The following is a 21,626-nucleotide window of genomic DNA, read 5'->3' on the forward strand; positions in this document are numbered from 1 at the left end:
TGTATTGTGAACAGCTACATGATTAAAAAATTAGTATTAAGTTGAAATGACAGAGGAAAATAAATGAATCAAAAAACATTATTTAAACTTGAATATGATAAGATCATTGCTCTTCTTGAAAAAGAAGCGACATCTTTCCGTGGAGGACAGCTCTGCCGTCGTTTGAAGCCAATGACCGACCTTCATAAGATCAACACTTATCAGGAACAGACTGCTGCCGCTTATACACGAATCGTGCAAAAAGGACGTATCTCGTTTGGTGACGCTGCACCGGTTGAAGAGTCCATGAAGCGTCTGGAGATTGGTGGCTCACTCAGCAGCACAGAACTTCTCCGTATTTCCCGCCTGCTTGTAAATGCAGCCAGGGTAAAGGCCTACGGAAGACATGATACACAAGAGGACGCTTGCGACTGCCTGGATGAATATTTTAACCTGCTTGAACCACTGACACCACTTTCAAATGAAATCGACCGCTGTATTATCGGCGAAGATGAATACAGTGATGATGCCAGTTCCACACTGAAGCAAATTCGTCGAAGCATTAATAACATCAATGACAAAGTACACGCCACTTTAACTACACTGGTCAACGGTTCCCTTCGCACTTATCTGCAGGATGCAATCATTACCATGCGTGGAGACCGTTATTGTGTACCTGTTAAAGCGGAATATCGTGGACAGGTACAGGGACTCATTCACGATCAGTCTTCAACAGGTTCTACTCTTTTTATTGAACCTATGGCAATCGTAAAACTGAACAATGACTTAAAAGAACTTTATGCAAAGGAACAGGAAGAGATTCAGGTGATTCTTGCGAATCTAAGTGAAGAAGCCGCACAATATATCGAGGAAATCCGTGCGGATTACCATTCTCTGACGGATCTTGACTTCATTTTTGCACGAGGTGCTCTGGCAATGTCCATGCGCGCCAGCCGGCCGCTTCTGAATGAAGAGGGACGCATCCGTATCCGCGAGGGACGTCACCCACTGCTCGATCCGAAAAAAGTTGTTCCGATCACCGTGACACTTGGGGAAGACTTCACACTGCTGATCATCACCGGACCAAATACCGGCGGTAAAACTGTTTCTTTGAAAACGGTCGGCTTGTTCTGTCTGATGGGACAGTCCGGACTTCACATTCCTGCCGGAGACCGCAGTGAACTGGCTGTATTCCATCAGATTTATGCAGATATCGGAGATGAACAGAGTATTGAGCAGAGCCTTAGTACATTCTCTTCTCATATGACCAATATTGTCTCTTTCCTTAAGAAAGTAGATGAACGTTCGCTGGTTCTCTTTGATGAACTTGGAGCCGGTACAGATCCGACGGAAGGTGCCGCACTTGCAATTTCTATTCTGTCCCATCTTCACCAGAGAGGAATCCGTACAATGGCTACCACACACTACAGCGAGTTAAAAGTCTATGCACTTTCCACTCCGGGTGTGGAGAATGCCTGTTGTGAATTCGATGTAGAAAGTCTTCGTCCAACTTACCGTCTGCTGATCGGTATTCCTGGTAAAAGTAATGCATTTGCAATCTCCGGGAAATTAGGTCTGCCGGATTATATTATTGAAGATGCAAAGAAACGGCTCAGTGAACAGGACGTTTCCTTTGAAGATCTTCTTACTGATCTTGAGACAAGCAAACGGACGATTGAAAAGGAACAGGAAGAAATCGCACGATTGAAGAAAGAAGCGGAAGACCTGAAAGCCCAGGCAAAACAGCGCCAGGAGAAATTAGATGATCAGCGCGACCGCATTTTACGCGAGGCAAATGAAAAAGCAAACGCCATTCTGCGTGAAGCAAAAGAAATTGCAGACAAGACGATCAAGGATTTCCGTAAATTCGGCAAGGAAAACATTTCTGCTGCCGAGATGGAAAAGGAACGCGAGAAGCTGCGTAAGAAGATCAAAGATACAGCATCTGCATCTGCAATGAAAGCACAGAAACCAAAGAAAGAGCATAAAGCATCTGACTTCAAGCTCGGAGAATCTGTCAAAGTTCTCAGCATGAACCTGACAGGAACCGTAAGCTCTCTACCTGATGCCAAAGGGAATCTTACCGTACGTATGGGAATCCTCAGTTCCCAGGTCAACATTTCTGATCTGGAAATTATCGAGGAAGTCTCTCCATATGCACCGAAGAAAATGAACCGTACTTCAAAAGGCAAAATCAAAATGGGAAAATCTCTTTCTGTCCGGCCTGAGATCAATCTGCTCGGACGTACTGTTGATGAAGCCGTTGCTGAGCTGGATAAATACCTGGATGACGCAATCCTCGCTCACCTGAATACTGTCCGTGTAGTTCACGGAAAGGGAACCGGAGCACTCAGAAAGGGAATTCATGAATATCTGCGTCGTCAGAAACATGTAAAATCCTATCACCTTGCCGAATTTGGTGAAGGTGACGCAGGTGTAACAATTGTAGAACTTGGCTAATTATTTTAAACAGTTACCAACTACCTTATCATGGTTAATGGGGGAAAAAGAATGTTTGGAAAACAGAAAATCCTAATCGTAGATGATGATGAGAATATCGCTGAACTGATTTCTCTTTATCTCACAAAAGAATGTTTTGATACAAAATTAGTATATGATGGAGAAGATGCGCTTGCAGCTTTTGACAGCTATCAACCAAATCTGATTCTTCTTGATCTGATGCTTCCGGGAATTGACGGGTATCAGGTTTGTCGTGAGATTCGTTCCAAAGCTGCCACACCGATCATCATGCTTTCTGCAAAAAGTGAAGTATTTGACAAAGTTCTCGGACTGGAACTCGGAGCGGATGATTATATCATGAAGCCATTTGACCCTAAGGAAATGGTTGCCCGCGTAAGAGCTGTCCTGAGAAGATATCAGGTTGGACAACAGAATGATACTTCTGTTGAAAAAACAAAATGTGCAGAGTTTGACGGATTGACGATCAATCTTACAAACTACTCTGTTGTGTGTGACGGACATCCTGTTGATATGCCGCCAAAAGAATTAGAACTCCTTTACTGTCTTGCTGCATCACCGAATCAGGTATTCACAAGAGAGCAGCTCTTAGACCGTATCTGGGGCTATGAATATATCGGAGACACTCGTACCGTTGATGTTCATATTAAACGTCTGCGCGAAAAGATTAAAGACCACCCTCACTGGAATATCAGTACTGTATGGGGAATTGGTTACAAATTTGAGACAAAATAGATTTAAATCATCGGTCCTGGATACTGTAAACAGCATCTGGTGACCGATGAGTACTTAGGGAGAAATTATGAAAGCAGTTCTGCATTTAAAATTTATTGTACTTTATATTATTTTCGGGTTTTTATGTGTTTTCACAACAGCAACATTAACCACAGAACTGATCACCGAACGTCTGGAAAAAGATACTTCGCAGACATTATACAGAGAAGCAACCATGATTGCGGATAATTATCTGCCTTCCTATTTTTCAAACGAATCTTCCAGCTGGGCTGTTCATTCTCAGTTATCTGCTATGAAGACGTATCTTAATTCTTCTCTGTGGTTTGTTGAAAAAGATGGTACAATGATCACCTCTGCCAACCTGAAGGATACTACTGCGCCACAATCCGTCAATAATTTTGATCCGGCCGAAATCGGGAGCAACCAGTACATGATCGGAACCTATCATAATTATTTTCAGGAAGATATGATTACTGTAATGGCTCCTGTCACACAGGGATTTTATACAAAGGGATATCTGATCATTCACAGCCCGGTCTCTCTGATCAACGAAAGATGCCGCACGCTGATGGTTCCGGTTTATATTTCTCTTGGAGTTATTTTCCTGTTGTCCTTCATCTTCCTGCTTGGGTTCCATTTCTTCGTCCATCGACCATTGTTGCTGATCACAGAAGCTGCGAAGCAATATGCCATGGGTAATCTGGATTACGAGATTCCGGTAAACAGGCATGATGAGATCGGATATTTATCCGCATCACTGAATTATATGGCTACACAACTGAAAGACTCTGATGATTATCAGAAAAAGATCGTAGCAAATGTATCCCACGATTTCCGTTCCCCGTTGACTTCAATTAGGGGGTATGTAGAAGCAATGGCAGACGGAACAATCCCACCAGAGCTTCATGAGAAATACTTAAATATCATTCTCTTCGAAACGGAACGACTGACTGACCTGACAACGGATCTTCTTACTTTGAACGAATTTGATACAAAAGAGCTCCTGCTCAATAAGACTTCCTTTGATATTCAGGAGATGATCAAACATACTGCCCAGTCTTTCGAGGGTGTCTGTACTCAGAAGCATATATCCATTAAGCTCTTTCTACTGTCTGAACAGATCAATGTAATGGCGGACCGACGCAAAATCCAACAGGTTCTTTATAATCTTCTGGATAATGCGATTAAATTCAGTGAGAATGACTCTTCTATTACAGTAGAAGTAACAACGAAAAATGATAAAATCTTTGTTTCCGTAAAAGATCATGGAATCGGAATCTCAAGAAAGGAAATCAATAAGATTTGGGAGCGTTTCTACAAATCAGATCTTTCCCGTGGAAAGGATAAGAAAGGAACCGGACTTGGACTTTCGATCGTAAAAGAAATCATACAGGCTCACGATGAACATATCAATGTGATCAGTACAGAAGGGGTTGGCACCGAATTTATTTTTTCTTTAAGCAAAGCTTAAAGGACAACGTGAACAGAACAAAGAATGTGCCAAGGCACATTCTTGCGCCTGCGGCGGTCGCTTGCGACACCTACCTTGTACGCCGCAGTGCGCATCCTGAGCGGAGCGTTTTTTTATTAGGAAAGGACTTTCCTAATATAAAATAAAAAACATCAGGATTTTATTACTTCTATATTTCTGAATTTCAGAATGAAGTATAAAACCTGATGTTTTTATTTTACCTGACAAGCTCTTTTCTTTTATGAAATTGTTCGACTTATTTTCAACTTATTCGTAAAGGAACGGTGTTATCGTATCATCATTCATATTGTCTGCTGTCACCCACACATATCCTGTGTTGACCTCAGCTTCATTTCCAATCTCAAGAACTGTACGTGCCGCTGCAACTACTGTCGCATATCCCATTCCAAAAGGATTCTGCACAATAAGTCCATCCACCTTTCCATCTTTCAATGCCTTGACCTGCTCTTTTCCAGCATCAAACCCCACTAATGTAATATGTTTTTCTGCATCAAGCTGATCCATCGTCTTAATTGCAAGCTGGGTTACTGTCTCGTTCGTAGCAATACATCCTTTTAAATCAGGATGTTTCTCCATATAATATTGAATTGCATCTTCATCACTCATCTTTGCCGCGCCATCATTGACCTGCTGCATCTTCTCGGACAATTCATTGTCCACTTCCTGTGCTGTCTCATTCGCACTTTCGTCTGCTGATGAAGAATCCGCATTCGATGCTGCATCTGCAATTGTCTCGGAAGCATCACCTGTTCCTGTTGTCTCTTCCTTCTTTTCTCCTGCTTCTGCGGCTGCCAGTTCTTCTGGTGTTACCCCGACCTGTTCAGCTACAATCTGTTTCTTCAACATTTCCAGCTGATCCAGATAAATTGTCTCTGTAACAGTCACATTCGGATGATTTGCTGCAAGTTCATTTTTGATTCCTGCCTCACGCTCTTTCGCCGTATCTGATACTGTATCATGCACAAGCAACAGAATCTCCCCACTGTCACCGATCTTCTCACAGAAATTCTTTGTTCCTGTTGTTGCCGCTTCTATATTATTCGTTTTGCAAGTACTTTGGATATTTTGATAGCTGTTTCCTGAATCAAATGCTACGATCGGAATTCCATTCTCAATCGCAAGATCAAACTGGACGGAGCATGCGCTTGCATCTACACTGGAAATTGCGATCACATCCGGATAACGTGCAAGCTCTTCATCCAGAATATTCACCTGCTGATCGATATTATCATTCTCATCCGGTGCACTGTATAATACTTTCACCTTATCATTTCCTGAATAGCCAAGTGCTGTATTCAAGTCAGTTGCTGCCTGCTCTACCCCTGCCTTTACCTGATTCCAATATGGTGTTGAAGATCCCCTTCCGATTACAGAAATATAAGTTCCAGGTTCCAGATCCAGATTGTCTGCCGATGCATATGCAGAAGATTTAATTGCATCCAGATTTGCCTGATATACCGGTGCTTCTGTCTTATCTCCTGTAAAAACCGGATCATCTGCCTTCTTTCCGCAGCCGGCTGCAAGTACCGTCATACAAAGTGCTGCCGCAATCGCTGCTCTTACATTTCGTTTCCGCATAACTTTCTCCTTCTTTTCATTTACGCAATTTTATCTCTATGTTTTCTACTTTTTAACTCTCAATCCATTATGATACACGAATCCTCGAAAAATGGAAGAGATAATTTCTTAAAATCTCGTGAATTTTTGTTTTTTACTAATTTAGGATAGAAATCTTCTATTTTCTACGTTTATAAGTTCTATAAGACTAACTTATAAATTACTCAAATAAATACATCAGGAACTCTTGTATATTTCCCCATCTTGTATTAAAATGAGGATAACGAAAAGGGAAAAACCTATCGTAATCCAAAAAAGGAGGGTACATACAATGGCACACGTAATTAGTGATGAATGTGTAAGCTGTGGTACTTGCGAAGGCGAATGTCCAGTAGGCGCTATTTCTGAAGGAGATGGCAAATATGAGATCGATGCTGATGCTTGTGTAGATTGCGGAGCTTGTGAGGCTGCTTGTCCTACAGGCGCTATCTCTGAAGCATAATTTATAAACGCTAAGTGATCACAAAACGCAGAAGTCCTGCCCGTCTGATTGATTCAGATGCGGCAGGATTTCTTTTTTTACAACTTCTTTTCTTGTATTCCATACCTTTCTTCAATTACCATTTTTTGCCATAATTTGACGAACGATTAGCACTTCTTTCATAATTTCTCTATGCTATAATAAATGTAGCGAAATCAGAACAGTAATCGCAATGATTCTAACAGGAGGATAGAAAATCAATGGGTGAAGTCAGATTTATGATCTCTGAAGCTGCCAAGAAGGTTCAGGTAGAATCCCATGTCTTAAGGTACTGGGAAGAGGAACTTCATATTCCGATCGGCCGCACAGAGATGGGACATCGATATTATACCCAGGATGATATCCAGCTCTTTTGCTGTATTAAAAAACTTAAGAATGAAGGGGTTCTGCTTCGCGATCTGAAGCCATTGATCCCAGAGTTGAAATCTACACGTCAGATAATGAGACACGCTGAAAACAAGGAAAAGAATGCCATTGCCAAAACACCCGCACCCGACCTGACATCTGAGTGCAAACCGGCCACCACCACTACTCCGGTCGAAGTCATCACAAATACCCAGCTGGAACATGTACATTCACTCATCGGAGAAGTGCTGACTGAAGTCGTTACTGAAAATAACAAAGCATTAGAAAAAGAAATCAGCACTCAGGTCACCGCAGATGTCATACGTGAGATGGATTTTCTTTTCCAGGCGAAAGAACGGCAGGAAGAAGAACATTTCCGTAAACTGGACAGCCTGATTCGCCAGCAACAGGCAACCCGAAGAGAAAGTGTGAAGAATAGTCCGGTACTGAGATTCAAAAAAAGATTTACATAGCATTTCTGCGATTTCTAATTGCACACTGCACATACCGGTAGATTTATTGGATTTGTATACCGAAAAAAGACAGGCGCTCTCCAACAAGTGCCTGTCCTTTTCTTTTTTATATCTCCTGATCCTGCTGACGCAGCTCGTTTCCAAAACGAGTGTACTGTGGCATCCACGCAAGACGCACGGTACCGATCGGGCCGTTTCTCTGTTTTGCGATAATAATTTCTGCAATGTTCTTATCTTCCGTGTCAGGATTATAATAATCATCACGATAGATAAACATACAGACATCGGCATCCTGCTCGATTGCTCCGGACTCTCGGAGGTCTGAAAGCATCGGACGCTTATCTGTTCTCTGCTCAACCGCACGGCTCAGCTGTGACAGTGCAAGCACCGGCACATTCAATTCTCTGGCAAGACCTTTCAAAGAACGTGAGATCTCAGAAATCTCCTGCTGACGGCTCTCATTCTTTCTTGAATTGCTTCCGCTCATCAACTGTAAGTAGTCGATAATGATCAGGTCAAGTCCCATCTCCAGCTTGTATTTTCTACACTTTGAACGCATCTCTGAAATCGTAATACCTGACGTATCATCAATGATCATTCTTGATGATCCTATTGTTCCGGCTCCTTCGATCAACTTCTCCCAATCCGTATCTGACAGATTACCGGTTCTTAGTATCTGTGCATCCACATGAGACTCCAATGAGAACAGACGGTTTACCAACTGCTCTTTGGACATCTCAAGACTGAAGATTGCTACTGCTTTATTCTGACGAAATGCCACATGCTGTGCGATATTCAATACAAACGCTGTCTTACCCATGGAAGGACGGGCTGCGATCAGTACAAGGTCTGAGCGCTGCAGACCGGACAACTTATAATCAAGATCAATGAATCCTGTCGGAATTCCTGTTACTGTTCCTTTTGTCTTAGACGCACGCTCGATTACATCCAATGCATTGAGTACAACCTGCTTGATCGGTACATACTCTTCTGAATTCCCAGTCTCTGCAAGTGCAAAAACCTGCTTCTGTGCATCTTCCAGAATCTCCTCTAATGGCTGATTCTGCAGATAACAGGCATTTGCCGTCTCTTCATTTACTTTGATCAGGCGACGCATGATTGATTTTTCACGTACAATTTCAGCATAGCTCTTGATATTCGCAGAAGTCTGTGTTCCCATCAGCAAATCTCTTGCAAACTCCATACTGCTGATCTCTGGCGGGACATCCTTTTCTTTCAGATATTCCTGCAAGGTGATCAGATCGACCGGTTTTCCCGCATGAAACAGTTCCACCATAGAATTAAACAAGATTCCATATGCTGTCTGATAAAAATCATCCCCTGATAATATCTCGGAGGCCACCGTGATGGCCTCCTTGTTCATCAGCATCGCACCGAGCACTGCCTGCTCTGCCTCCGCACTGTGCGGAGGAATTCGTTTCATTGCTGCTTCCATATCCATAAAGATTTCGTCTCCTTATGCTTCTTCCTGTACAACTACTTTCAGTTCTGCTGTAACCTGTGGATGAAGCTTTACAGACACGTTGTGTGTTCCGAGTGTCTTGATCGCTTCTTTTAACTGGATCTTCTTTTTATCAACATTAAGATTCAACTGTGCTTTTACTTCCTCTGCAATCTCTTTGCTTGATACAGAACCGAAAGTTCTTCCACCTTCTCCAACTTTGATGTGTGTTACAATTTTAGCTTCTGCGATCTTAGCTGCAAGTTCTTTCGCGGCCTCCAGGTTCTCCTCCGCAACTTTTTTCTCGTTATTCTTCTGAAGCTTCAGATCATTCAGATTCTTTCCTGTTGCTTCCAGTCCAAGCTTCTTTGGAAGGATAAAGTTTCTTGCATATCCATCATTTACGTTTACGATCTCTCCTTTTTTTCCAAGAGATTTTACATCCTGTAATAAAATAACTTTCATTGTCAAATATCTCCTTCTTCTATCATTTTATCAATGGTCTCTTTTAATGCACTGACTGCTTCATGCATATTCGTGTGGTCAAACTGTGCTCCCGCAGAATTAATATGACCGCCTCCACCGAGCTTCTCCGCGATAATCTGAACATTCACTTCATCAATGGAACGCGCACTCATATAAATCTTATTTTCATATTCTGTCAATACAAAAGAAGCCTTTATTCCGCTAATATCCAGCAATTCATTCGCCGCTTGTGCTGCAAGCACTGTAGGACTGTCAATATCGCTTGGACATACTGCAATCGCATACTCCTTACGATAAACTTCTGCATTGCGGACTGCCTCAGCCTTGGCCTGATAAGATGCCATATCATCACGGAACATCTTGCGTACCCGTGTAATATCTGCACCGCATCTTCTCAAAAATGCTGCTGCTTCAAAGGTTCTCACACCTGTACGGTTCATAAAGTTTCTCGTATCGATCATAATTCCGGCATACATGCACTCTGCTTCAAGTGCCGGGAATTTGATGTCATCTACCATATACTGTAGAACTTCTGCGATCATCTCGCAAGTGGAAGAAGAATACGGCTCCACATAAGAAAGTACCGCGTTCTCAATAATATTACTACTCTGCCTGTGATGATCCAGCACTGCAATCATCTTTGATTTCTTCAAGAGTTCCGGACACTCTGTCATCTGTGGCTTGTTCGTATCTACTACAATGACCATTGCATTGTCATCCACATAATCCAATGCCTGTTCTGACGTAATAAAAATATCATCCTCATATGCAGGGCTCTCCAAAATCTCATCATACAACGGACGAACAGATCCTGTAACTTCATTGATCACAATATGTGCCTTTTTTTCCAGACTTACTGCTGCACGGTAAATACCCATACATGCACCAAAAGAATCCGGATCAGCAATCTTATGACCCATAACAATAACTTTGTCTCTGGTCACAATAAACTCTCGAAGTGCCTCAGCTTTAACACGCGCCTTCACCCGTGTATTCTTCGCTGTCTGCTCCTTCTTACCACCAAAATAAGTTATTCCGTTACAATCCTTAATAACTGCCTGATCTCCGCCTCTGGCAAGTGCAAGATCGATTGCCACACGCGCATACTGGTAGCTCAACGCATACGTTGCCGTATTCAATCCCAAACCAATACTCAGTGTTGCCGATCTTGAATTACCGATATTAACCTGTTTTACCTCTTCCAGAAGAGAAAACTTGTCTTCTTTCAGCTTTTTATAAGCATCCTTTCGAAGTACGATAAAGTATTTATCCTTCTCCAGTTTCTTTACGATACCATCTACATCTCCGATATACTTATTGATCTTACGGTCAATCAATGCCACAAGAAGGGATTGTCTGACTTCCTCAACACTCTCCATAACTTCATCATAGTTATCAATATAAATCAATCCGGCAATCATTCGCTGATCTTCGTTCTCTCGGATGTAGGCATTCAGTTCTGTTACATCTCTTAAAGAAACTGCAACAAAATATTCCTGCTCTTCCGGAATCTGAAGCAACTCTTCTTTCTCACTGAATCCCTCCAATGATACTTTTCGAAGCTCTGCCTGATAACTTCTTTCACGATAGGTTACTTCCAATTCTACATGATCCACATCATTTTTTGGAAATACACCCGGATGTAATTCTGGAATCATACGGTTCAGATAACGTTCTTTTCTCTGACCCTCTGTCAGATTCAAAAAGCAATCATTCTTCCACAGAATCCTCCCATCCTCCAGCGCAATCGCATAGGGAATTGCCAGTTCTTTGAGCAACCGGTTTTCAATACCTTTATACTGTACTGAAAACTGGATCAGATCTGCCAGGATCAAAGATCTGTTATAGAAATACAGCGAAAAAGCGATTCCTACATATATAATTATGATCACTGACATCAAAAGTCCGGCTTTCTTGTCCACCATGTACATCCATACATCCATGCCAATCAAGAGAAGTGTCATGATCAGCGGCCATCGCATGTACATTCTGAGCTGTCCCTTCAGCTGCATTTTATTCCTTTTCATAACTAATACCTCACCTGGGACTACTATCAATCACCATCATCTGTGACTAATTACAATATAGCTAATCTATTATAGCATCTTTTCCCCTAAGATGCTATAGGTTGTATTATGCAAAAAAACACGCAAAAATGAATTAGAAAAAGCAAAAAGATCGAATTTCTGAATTTCTCCAAAAATTCGATCTTGCTATTAGCTAATTATCTCAATTAGTCCTGAACGTAAGGCATAAGAGAAATGTGTCTAGCTCTCTTGATTGCTACTGTAAGAGCTCTCTGGTGCTTAGCACAGTTTCCTGTAATTCTTCTAGGAAGAATTTTTCCTCTTTCAGAAACATATTTTTTTAATTTTGCAACGTCCTTGTAATCGATTTCGTTGTTCTCTTTACCACAGAACACGCAAACTTTTTTTCTTCTACGAGCTGGACCTCTTCTTTTGAATCCACCCTCTGGTCTGCTTCCTTTTTCGTAAGCCATGATGGTTATCTCCTTTCCGACTTAGTTAAACGGTAACTCCTCATCGATACCATCCGGGATATTCATGAAGCCATCACCTGCATCTGCGCTAGGTGCCGGACTCGGTGCAGACTGACGCTGGAAACTTGCTCTGTTAGCTTCTGCCTCGGCTCTGCTCTCTGCAAACTCCTGCTCTTCCACGATCACTTCTGTTGTGTATACTTTCACACCATCTTTGTTCGTGTAGCTTCCTGTCTGGATACGTCCGGAAATAGAGACACGCATTCCCTGATGGAAATACTTCTCAGCAAACTCTGCGGAACGTCCGAATATAACACACGGAATAAAATCCGCTGTCGGCTCACCGTCTCTTCTGAATCTGCGATCTACAGCAAGTGTATATCTTGCAACCGCTGTAGCATTGTCTCCCTGTGAATATCTCACTTCTGGGTCTCTTGTTAACCGTCCTACTAAAACTACTTTATTCATATATACCTCTTTCCGCTTATGCTTCCTGTTTCACGCATAAATATCTGAGTACATTGTCCATAATGCGGATACGCTGCTCTACTTCAGCTGGAACTGTACTTTCAGCCTCGAAGTGGATGAAGTAATAAAATCCTTCTTTCATTTTCTGGATCTCGTAAGCGAATCTTCTCTTGCCCCACTCATCAACGTCTGTTACATTACCGCCGAAACGAGTGATCATTGCTTTCACTTTCTCGATTACTTCTGCTCTTGCTTCGTCTTCGAGTTTTGCGCTTACAACAACAGCTAATTCATACTTATTCATCTTATTTTACCTCCTTATGGTCTCTTGGCCCCCGGTTCCTCCCGGGAACAAGGAAATTGAATGACTGATTGGAATTGTTCCATCAGCATGTCACAGTTTCTTATAATACCATAAAGAATTTGTTGTTTCAAGCCTTTTTTGTAATTTGTCTTGTATTTTTTTCTACCAATTTTCTTGGCACCATGATCTGGTGCCCGCAGCCCATACATTTGAGACGAAAATCCGCTCCGACCCGGAGAATCTCCCACTCCTGACTTCCGCATGGATGCGGTTTCTTCATCTTAATAATGTCGCCTACATCAAATCTGTCTGCCATTCTAATTTTCTCCTCCGTCTGTCGCCGTCAATACTCCCTGCAAAAGGAATCTCTCATCTTCTTTTACATTGGTACAAGTTGAAAGACTGACAATCTGAGACTGCGCATTCACTTCTGTTCCTGTGTCATATGCTGAATCTTCTTTACACATTTTCAAATAACTCTCAAACGCTTCGTCTGTCGCATAAGTCAGATTATACTGATCTGCAGTATCCTTCACGACAGCTGCTGAAAACACGGTATAAGTCCTTGTTTTTCCATCCGGTGTATAAATATAGAAATTCGGATGTTCTTTATAGAAAGATTCTTCCTCATACTTTTTCAGCTGCGAAAACATTTCTCCGCCAACTTTCAGGTTATGTCCATAAATCATTGTATTTCTATCTGAAAAATCACTCTTATTTTTCATGTCCATGAAAATTGCACCCAGTTTATTATCATTTGCGGAAAACGTCTTTGTCAGATATTCTTTGTTATCTGCACTTTTTACAACCGGATAACTGATAATTGATGGTTCATCAAACCGGATCCAGGCTACCGTATCTGGATTTTCCTGCAAAAGCACATCAAAATCTACTTTAAATGTGTCTCCCGATACATCTCCCGGATCATCTGTTTGCTCCTGTACAGTGATTGCTTTATTTTTGAGCTTATCATACTCTTTTCCACCAGAATAATATGGCACCATTGTGCGTACCAGCTGATAAAGCGAAAATGCAAAAACACAGACTGCCACAACCAGGATCACCATTGTTACTTTATCAAATAAACCGCTTTTTTTCTTTTGCCTGCTTCGTTTCTGTCGCTTTTCTAATCTGTGGCGCACCGGCTTCTTTCTATTTCTTCCCATTCTTTTTCCCTTCTCCAGCTACTAGAAACCAAGATTTTCATCTACAAGAATAATTTTGAAACGACCTTTCTGACGGCTGAATCTTGTTACCAGAATCTGACAACAGATACATTCCGGGCTCTTGCAGTCAAAGCAGCTTCCAGCCTTGGAACATGGTGTATCAATTCCAAAACGCTGTGCATTTACAGGTGCAGCTTCATTTCTTGCCCTGCTCATTGCATCTTCCTGTGTCTTTACAACTTTGTTCATACCAACAATTAGAAGTACATTCTTTGGTCCAAATGCATATGCTGCTACACGGTTTGCATTTCCGTCAATATTGATGAACACTCCATCTTCACTCATCGCATTCACACTTCCAAGAAACCAGTCACAGGAAAAAGCTGCTCTCGCGATTTCCTGTTTCTCTTCCGGTGTAGCTGCTTTATCTCTGTCACAGAAATTATAGTTTCCGGATTTTATCGCATCAATCAGACCGCATTCGTGTACGGAAGAGGCACCTCCCATATTGATCGTACTTCCTTCCGGAATCCACTCCAGTGCTTTCTGCACTGCTTCTTCCTTTGTCTCAGCATAATAAGCATCCATATTTCTGGATTCAAGTGCTTTCACCACACGTTCTCCAAGTACTTTGTTTCTTTTCTGTCTTACATCCATCTTAATTGCCTCGCTTTCATTTTGTGTTATCAACATACAGTTTCATTTTTTGAAAAGTTATTCACGATTTGAATTGATTTTCCCCTGCTTTTTCAACAGTTCATGAATAGTATATGCCACCCCTAAGTCTTCATTTGACTTTGTAACATATTTTGAAACCCGCTTCACTTCCTCATCTGCATTTTCCATCGCGACAGTTGCGCCAAAATCCATAGACAACATAGAGTAATCGTTCAGGCTGTCTCCAAACACCATCACTTCCTCTTTTGTATAACCTAAAGATTCAATATATTCCTGAATCGCAGGTCCTTTCTCCGCTCCTTTTACCGTGATTTCCAGATTATTATAGAAAGAAGACGCAACTGCGAGTTCTGGATTCTGCATCAGTCTGCGCTTGATCTTATCAAGCATCTCCAGATCGCCTGTGAAAAGGAAAATCTTATGGATTATAATTCCCTGTTTCTCTAATTCGTCCACAGAATCGATTCGTCTTGAATTTGCCTTCACTCGCTTATAAAGTTCTGACTGCTCTATTTGATCTCTGCACTCAGATAAATGGAACAGCTGAATCTGACGAACAATACTCTCCTCTACTTCCTCCGGTGTTCCCACACGATACTCATAAGGTCCGGCGCAATACAATACCGAGATTGGATATTCTTCCAATACCTTTGCCACCTCATTGCAGATCTCATATGTAAATCCTATGCTTTTTAGAATTTCACCCTTTGGGTTGCGTATCTCTGCGCCTGAGCCCACAATGAAATCACAGCCCAGATCCAGACCTTTTAATTCTTCCATTGCTCCATTATAACTTCTTCCGGTTGCTATCATAAAGCGGATTCCCGCCGCCTGTGCTTCACGGATCGCTTCTACTGTCTCCGGTGCTACTTTGTGATTGTCTCCAAGAAGTGTTCCATCCATATCACTTGCTATTACTTTGATCATAATCCGCTTTCTCCTGTTAAAACTTTCTTGTCTTATAAATATATTTTTTGCCTTTGCCTATGAGTATAACTGTTTTTGTGAAGCTGTGCAAGACACGTCTGTTGAAGTTAACCTGTTGTTTTTAAAACCTTTACTGCTTTCACGATTTCTTCTTCCGAAGTCTGCCAGAGCGCATAATCTCCACGTTCCGACAATCCAAGTCCGATTCCTTCTTTTCTATATTTCATCATACTGTCCACTACAATCTTTCCAGACATATGATAAGAAGTAATTCCTGTATACGGAAGTAATTTTTCTATTGATTCCGCACCAATCCCACTTGCCGCAAGGATCTCAATCCTTCCTGCGCTTTTTTCCTGAAGTGCTTTCAGCATCTCTTTTCCTTCCCACGCAGTTTCTTTCTGTCCACTTGTCAGAATCGTATCAAATCCAAGTTCAATGGCTTCTTCGAGTGCTTTCGTCGGATCTATACAGACATCAAATGCACGGTGAAGCGCTTTCTCTTTATTTCCTGCTACCTTGATAAGTTCTGCCATTCGCTCTGTATCCAATGTACCATCCGGATTGAGCATTCCGATGACAACTCCATCAGCTCCCATCTCACAGTACATCTGAACTTCCTCTTTTAGCTGTTCAAATTCATATTGGTTATAGCAATAATCTCCATATCTCGGACGAAGAAGAACTCTCGTCTTGATGTCTGTATATTTTTTTACAAGATCAAATAATGCTTTTCCCGGAGTAAGTCCTCCAATCACAAGGTTACTACAAAGCTCGATTCGGTCTGCGCCACCTTTCTGCGCATTGATCGCTGATTGTACACAATCTGTGCATGCTTCTAATATTTTTGTTTTCATATGTTCTGTTTTCCTTCTATGTTAAAGTTCTACATATCAGAAGAAGCTGCCGTTGGCAGCTTCTTCATGGTTCTTATCGTTTACTAAGAAATCTCTCTGGACACAAGCTGCTATAAGCTTGTTACTGTTCACTCCCGTGTCAATCACTTCGCTGATTGACACGGAGGATGCATGTTTTGGCTTGAATGCATCTTACAGGTACTTTGCTGCCTCTTCGTCACAGATCACTGTTACATGTGGATGGAACTGTAAGATACTTCCAGGTACCTTCGGTGTAACCGGTCCGTTTACTACTTCTTTCAGGATCTCTGCTTTATTCTCTCCGTTTACAAGAAGTACGATCTTCTTTGCACGCATAATTGTTCCGATTCCCATAGAAACAGCTTTTCTCGGCACATCTTCTTTCTTCTCAAAGAAGCGCTTATTCGCTTCAATTGTGCTGTCTGTCAGGTCGATTTCTCCTGTTACCTTTGTAAACTCATCTGCCGGCTCATTGAATCCAATATGTCCATTACATCCAAGTCCAAGCAACTGGATTTCTACCTGTCCTGTCTTTGCCATCAGTTCTTCGTAAGCTTTTCCTGCCTCTCCAGCTTCAAATCCAACCCCATCCGGTACATGTACATTCTCTTTATTGATATTTACATGATCGAAAAGATTGTCATTCATGAAATAATGATAGCTCTGATCATGCTCCGGTGCCAGCCCGATATACTCATCCAGGTTGAATGTAGTAACCTGAGAGAAATCAAGATCTCCAGCCTCATACATTTTAACAAGCTCTTTATACAGACCAACCGGTGTGGATCCTGTTGCCATTCCAAGGATTGTCTTTGGATTCTCCATGATCTCTGCTGCAAACAATGTTGCCGCTGCCTTGCTCATCTCTTCATAATTCTTCTTTACAATTACTTCCATTTTAATACCCTCTCATTTCATTATATTTATATCGAGTGCTTTGGAAGCCACCCCATATTTTCATAGATCAAATCTATTTGCTTCCTGCTTCTGTAGATATATTTTATAACTTCTTATTCCTTATGCGAGTTTACCATAGCTGATTGTCTGTACTAAATCAAAGTCCTCATTTAATACAACCATGTCTGCATCTTTTCCTGCTGCAATAGCCCCCTTAGAATCAAGTCCGAACTCTTTCGCCTGATTTCCAGAGGTCATCTTTACTGCATCTTCAACTGTAGCACCTGTAAATTCCATAACATTTTTAAATGCCTGAATGTATGTAAGGATACTTCCTGCGATTGTTCCGTCTTCCAGTTTTGCCATACCATCTTTTACGATTACGACCTGTCCGCCCAGTTCGCTCTTTCCTTCCGGCATTCCTTTCGCACGCATGGAATCTGTGATCAGCTCGATTCCATCATACCCTCTTACTTTGCATGCGAGTTTCACCATATCCGGTACAATATGCTTTCCGTCACAGATTAGCTCTGCATGTACCCCTTCTGCCAGCATACCATATCCTGTCACCCCCGGCTCTCTGTGATTCAGTCCTCGCTGTGCATTGTAAAGATGAGTCACATGTGTTGCTCCGCTTGCATTCAATTCCCCGTATAATGCATTCGAATGTCCTGCGCTTAAGACAACTCCATTTTCCCTGCACCATGTCTCAAATGACGGATCAGCCTCTTCTGGTGCATAGGTAACAATACGGATCAGTCCACCACTGATCTCATTCCATTTTTCCAGTGTGTTTTCATCCGGTTTCTTAATATAAGAAGGATCTTGTGCTCCCTTAAACACAGTTGAGATAAATGGTCCCTCTACGTGGATTCCTTTGATCACCGGGTTCTTCTGTGCCGCATCATGAATATTCTGCATTGCTTTCTCGATGTTCTCATAGGTCTGAGTCATAGTTGTACAGAAGTAAGTTGTGATTCCCTCCTGCTTTGTCATCTGCTTAACCATCTCATCAATCTCATCCGGTGTAGCATCCATATTATCTTTTCCATAACCACCATGGCTATGAATATCGATAAATCCCGGAACCACCATCGTCCCGGCACAGTTCACCTCAAGATCATCTTCTTTCGGCTCAAATCCTGTCATATCTCCGACTTCTTCAATCTTCTCATCGAAGCGGATATAGCCATTTTCGATCACACCGTCCCCAGTATAAATCTTCTTCTCTTTGATCAGTTTCATGTTGTTCTACCTCGTTTTCTACTTTTTAGAATACTGGTATCTGTGAAGATACTGAACAGATACGGATATATTACTGTTCGTAGTGACTTACGAGCAGCAATACAACTCTTACTTTTTTATTATCTCACAATACAAAGTGAGATTCCATCAATATTTCATAATTTATCAAAAAATCTCTGTCCGTTTCCACTAACCGCAGAACTATAAGAAACGTTACTGTTCACTCCCGTGTCAATCAGCGGAGTGATTGACACGGGAGTGAACAGTAACTAAGAAACACCTGAAACAATAGTAGTTTCCCCCAAACTATTGACAATATCTGCCTAATTGCGGTAAATTAAATGTTATTGTGGGTTAAAAATGCCTTCAATTATGATTTTGATACCTATGGATTGTACAAATGCTATGCCTTCTTACAATCCTGCCCGATATCATCATATAAAATAACATAAGGAAAGGATAAAAGAATATGAATTGGGAAATCATTACTTTTATTGCGTATTTCGTCATTTTGCTTGGCGTAGCATTAGTATTTTACTTTAACGGTACCAATAAGAACTCCGAGGACTTCTTCCTTGGTGGAAGATCTATGGGGCCTTGGGTAACAGCACTGTCCGCACAGGCGTCCGATATGTCTGCGTGGCTGCTGATGGGACTTCCGGGATCGATCTTAGCTTTCGGTTTCGGACAGATGTGGATCGGTATCGGTCTTGCATTAGGAACAGCTGCTAACTGGATTCTGTGCGCAAAACGTCTGCGTACATTCTCTAAAGCTGCAGATGATGCAATCACATTACCACAGTATCTGACAAATCGTTTTGCAACAGACTCCAGATCACTGCAGTTGACATGTGCACTGATCTTCCTATTTGCTTATACAATTTATGTAGCATCTGCACTGGTAGCCGGTACTTCTGTATTCACAACACTGTTCCCGACAGTTTCTCCTAAGATTGCTATGTTCGCATTCTTGCTGATCATTGTTGCCTACACATTCTTTGGTGGCTTTGCTGCAGTTTGCTGGACAGACTTTTTCCAGGGATTACTGATGATGCTTGCACTGATGCTTGTACCTCTCGTAGTCTGCATCGGTCACAGTGATCTGTTGGATCCTACTGCTCTTACTACAGTATATGAGTATACTGATGCTGCTACAGGCGCTGTAACACAGTGTGCTTTCGGAGGCGGTATCTTTGATGCCAGCTGGCAGGATATCGTCAGCGGACTTGGCTGGGGATTAGGATACTTCGGTATGCCACATATCCTGGTGCGTTTTATGTCTATCGAGAAACCATCCATGATCAAGAAATCTTCTATCGTAGCAATTGTATGGGTAATCATCTCACTGTTCTCTGCTGTCCTGATTGCTTACTTAGGCAGAATGGTTATGGGCGCTGAACTGCTCACTCAGGGAAATCAGAAACTTGTATTCATTGCTATGGCGCGAAGATTCTTCCCGGCAGGCATCTGTGGACTTCTGCTTGCAGCGATCATCGCCGCTTCGATCTCCACTGCTGATTCCCAGCTGTTGGTAGCATCCAGCTCCTTCACAGCAGATCTGTACAAGCCTTTCTTCAGAAAAAATGCTTCTGAAAAAGAGACTCTGATGGTTGGACGTATCCTCGTACTGATCCTCTCCCTGATTGCTTTTGGTATCGCAAACTCCAAGGGAAGCGGTGCTCAGGCTATCATGGATATGGTTGAAAATGCATGGGGCGCTTTCGGTGCTTCTTTCGGACCTGCGATTCTACTGTCACTGTTCTGGAAACGCTTTAATTACCAGGGTGCTGTAGCAGGTGTAATCTCCGGATTCGTTGTAGATCTCGGATGGCTGCTCACAGGAATGACAGATGCCACAGGTATCTTCGAGATTGTCCCTGGATTCTTTGCAAGTCTTCTGATTGCTGTTATTGTAGCAAAGCTTACTGCTGAACCAAATAAAAAAGCTGTTGAAATCTTCGATCAGGGAATCAAAGCGGAAACTGAATAAACTATGAGAAACACGCTCCGCGAGTTTCTCAAGTTATCGCGGCAGTCGCCAAGGTCTCGTGCAAGCACGGACTTTGGCTCGTTGCTCGCGTAAATTACAAATGTATTATAAAGTCAAAAAATCAGTCGTAAATATTTACGGCTGATTTTTTGTGCGTTTATGATTCATATTTATCTTATTTATATACAAAAAGAAGGGGCTTACATAAGCCCCTTCGACATTTGACACCTGACTCACATCAGTGTTCAAATCATCCTTCAATTGCGATTGTTTTCTTTGTCTCAACTGGTTTTGCCTCTTTCTTCGGCACTGACAGTTTCAGAATACCATTCTCGTATTTTGCTTTGATATCTTCCTGTGTAAGGTTCTCACCTACATAGAAGCTTCTCTGCATTGCTCCGGCATAACGTTCCTTACGGATGTATTTACCTTTCTTGTCTTCCTCATCCTTATCAAGACCCTTAGCAGCTGATACGGTCAAATAACCATTCTCAAGCTCAATGCTGATCTCATCTTTCTTGAATCCAGGAAGATCGATATCTACTTCATATCCTGCGTCATGCTCACGGATATCTGTCTTCATCATGTTCTTAGCGTGTTTACCGTATAACGGATTCTTCTTTCCCCAAAAGTCCTGCTCAAATGGGAAGTTCATCCAATCATCATCAAATAAGTTTTCTCCAAAAATACTAGGCATCATCATAAGTCATTTCTCCTTTCAATGCTAACTAACTTTGTTGCCTTTTGTGAGAAGATCTCACAATTTATATAAGCTGCTTTCGCAGTTGTTGTCAGAACATTCGGAGGATTTCAGAAGTTCATTTCTTTTCTTTTTCTCTGTCTTCCTTTGTTCTACTTATTATATAGCACGCAGTTTTTAGCCATGTCAAGAGGTGAGTGCTAATTTTTTGAGATTTTTTTTGCAAACCCTTTAAAATCAATGGTTTGCAGTATCTTATTTCTTTTGAAATTGTGATTTTTTCTGTTTTGACACCAATTTGACACCAATTTCTCTTTTTGTGGTG

At 41.8% G+C, this 21,626-nt stretch carries 21 protein-coding genes; 6 read left to right on the forward strand and 15 right to left on the reverse strand.

Features of this window, described 5'->3' with window-relative positions:
• Positions 1–63: 63 nt before the first annotated feature.
• From ACZ47Z_RS14630 to ACZ47Z_RS14640, 3 genes are all read left to right on the forward strand, one after another.
• Positions 64–2,439, forward strand: coding sequence for an endonuclease MutS2 (locus ACZ47Z_RS14630; RefSeq protein WP_464525700.1), 2,376 nt, complete (start codon positions 64–66; stop codon positions 2,437–2,439).
• A 51-nt stretch (positions 2,440–2,490) separates the two neighbouring features.
• A complete protein-coding gene (locus ACZ47Z_RS14635; protein ID WP_015527527.1) occupies positions 2,491–3,192 on the forward strand; it encodes a response regulator transcription factor in 702 nt (233 codons plus the stop codon).
• A 67-nt stretch (positions 3,193–3,259) separates the two neighbouring features.
• Positions 3,260–4,663, forward strand: coding sequence for a sensor histidine kinase (locus tag ACZ47Z_RS14640; RefSeq protein WP_020437008.1), 1,404 nt, complete (start codon positions 3,260–3,262; stop codon positions 4,661–4,663).
• Positions 4,664–4,930: 267 nt separating this feature from the next.
• On the opposite strand, the gene ACZ47Z_RS14645 is transcribed toward ACZ47Z_RS14640, so the two are convergent.
• Entirely contained in the window at positions 4,931–6,262 is a 1,332-nt protein-coding gene (locus ACZ47Z_RS14645; protein ID WP_464525701.1) for a substrate-binding domain-containing protein, read from the reverse strand.
• Between the two features lie 310 nt (positions 6,263–6,572).
• Between ACZ47Z_RS14645 and ACZ47Z_RS14650 the strand changes: the two genes are divergently transcribed.
• Positions 6,573–6,743 (forward strand): DUF362 domain-containing protein, encoded by a 171-nt coding sequence (locus ACZ47Z_RS14650; RefSeq protein WP_015527524.1) that lies wholly within the window; start codon positions 6,573–6,575, stop codon positions 6,741–6,743.
• 239 nt (positions 6,744–6,982) lie between these two features.
• Positions 6,983–7,600 (forward strand): helix-turn-helix domain-containing protein, encoded by a 618-nt coding sequence (locus ACZ47Z_RS14655; protein ID WP_054752777.1) that lies wholly within the window; start codon positions 6,983–6,985, stop codon positions 7,598–7,600.
• Positions 7,601–7,706: 106 nt separating this feature from the next.
• On the opposite strand, the gene dnaB is transcribed toward ACZ47Z_RS14655, so the two are convergent.
• The 13 genes from dnaB to nagA all read right to left on the reverse strand — a co-directional run bounded on the left by dnaB (position 7,707) and on the right by nagA (position 18,611).
• Positions 7,707–9,062, reverse strand: a complete 1,356-nt coding sequence (dnaB, locus tag ACZ47Z_RS14660; RefSeq protein WP_020437011.1) for a replicative DNA helicase — start codon at positions 9,060–9,062, stop codon at positions 7,707–7,709.
• 15 nt (positions 9,063–9,077) lie between these two features.
• A complete protein-coding gene (gene rplI, locus ACZ47Z_RS14665) occupies positions 9,078–9,527 on the reverse strand; it encodes a 50S ribosomal protein L9 (RefSeq protein WP_020437012.1) in 450 nt (149 codons plus the stop codon).
• Positions 9,528–9,529: 2 nt separating this feature from the next.
• Complete coding sequence (locus tag ACZ47Z_RS14670; protein WP_054752773.1) at positions 9,530–11,575, reverse strand: DHH family phosphoesterase; 2,046 nt, start codon at positions 11,573–11,575, stop codon at positions 9,530–9,532.
• 206 nt (positions 11,576–11,781) lie between these two features.
• Positions 11,782–12,048, reverse strand: coding sequence for a 30S ribosomal protein S18 (gene rpsR, locus ACZ47Z_RS14675; RefSeq protein WP_015527519.1), 267 nt, complete (start codon positions 12,046–12,048; stop codon positions 11,782–11,784).
• A gap of 21 nt (positions 12,049–12,069) precedes the next feature.
• Positions 12,070–12,516, reverse strand: a complete 447-nt coding sequence (locus tag ACZ47Z_RS14680; RefSeq protein WP_015527518.1) for a single-stranded DNA-binding protein — start codon at positions 12,514–12,516, stop codon at positions 12,070–12,072.
• A 16-nt stretch (positions 12,517–12,532) separates the two neighbouring features.
• On the reverse strand, positions 12,533–12,820 hold the full coding sequence (gene rpsF, locus ACZ47Z_RS14685; RefSeq protein ID WP_015527517.1) for a 30S ribosomal protein S6: 288 nt from the start codon (positions 12,818–12,820) through the stop codon (positions 12,533–12,535).
• Between the two features lie 127 nt (positions 12,821–12,947).
• A complete protein-coding gene (locus tag ACZ47Z_RS14690) occupies positions 12,948–13,136 on the reverse strand; it encodes a DUF951 domain-containing protein (RefSeq protein WP_015527516.1) in 189 nt (62 codons plus the stop codon).
• Between the two features lies 1 nt (position 13,137).
• The gene (gene srtB, locus ACZ47Z_RS14695) at positions 13,138–13,986 is read right to left on the reverse strand and encodes a class B sortase (protein WP_054752768.1); all 849 of its coding nucleotides are present in this window, start codon (positions 13,984–13,986) and stop codon (positions 13,138–13,140) included.
• Between the two features lie 21 nt (positions 13,987–14,007).
• Positions 14,008–14,643, reverse strand: coding sequence for a lactate utilization protein (locus ACZ47Z_RS14700; protein WP_054752766.1), 636 nt, complete (start codon positions 14,641–14,643; stop codon positions 14,008–14,010).
• Positions 14,644–14,700: 57 nt separating this feature from the next.
• On the reverse strand, positions 14,701–15,591 hold the full coding sequence (locus ACZ47Z_RS14705) for a Cof-type HAD-IIB family hydrolase (RefSeq protein ID WP_117914257.1): 891 nt from the start codon (positions 15,589–15,591) through the stop codon (positions 14,701–14,703).
• Positions 15,592–15,698: 107 nt separating this feature from the next.
• Positions 15,699–16,448 carry a copper homeostasis protein CutC gene (locus ACZ47Z_RS14710; protein ID WP_054752764.1) on the reverse strand — a complete coding sequence of 250 codons (750 nt, stop codon included), beginning with the start codon at positions 16,446–16,448 and terminating at the stop codon, positions 15,699–15,701.
• A 192-nt stretch (positions 16,449–16,640) separates the two neighbouring features.
• Positions 16,641–17,366, reverse strand: coding sequence for a glucosamine-6-phosphate deaminase (gene nagB / locus ACZ47Z_RS14715; RefSeq protein ID WP_117541344.1), 726 nt, complete (start codon positions 17,364–17,366; stop codon positions 16,641–16,643).
• Positions 17,367–17,486: 120 nt separating this feature from the next.
• Positions 17,487–18,611, reverse strand: a complete 1,125-nt coding sequence (gene nagA / locus ACZ47Z_RS14720) for an N-acetylglucosamine-6-phosphate deacetylase (RefSeq protein ID WP_270376881.1) — start codon at positions 18,609–18,611, stop codon at positions 17,487–17,489.
• Between the two features lie 469 nt (positions 18,612–19,080).
• On the opposite strand from nagA, the gene ACZ47Z_RS14725 reads away from it, so the two are divergent.
• Positions 19,081–20,601 carry a sodium/proline symporter gene (locus ACZ47Z_RS14725; RefSeq protein ID WP_464525702.1) on the forward strand — a complete coding sequence of 507 codons (1,521 nt, stop codon included), beginning with the start codon at positions 19,081–19,083 and terminating at the stop codon, positions 20,599–20,601.
• 250 nt (positions 20,602–20,851) lie between these two features.
• Here ACZ47Z_RS14725 and ACZ47Z_RS14730 read toward each other — a convergent pair whose 3' ends face one another.
• Positions 20,852–21,304 (reverse strand): Hsp20/alpha crystallin family protein, encoded by a 453-nt coding sequence (locus tag ACZ47Z_RS14730; RefSeq protein ID WP_054752758.1) that lies wholly within the window; start codon positions 21,302–21,304, stop codon positions 20,852–20,854.
• Positions 21,305–21,626: the final 322 nt, after the last annotated feature.

This window comes from Mediterraneibacter faecis, assembly GCF_055383675.1.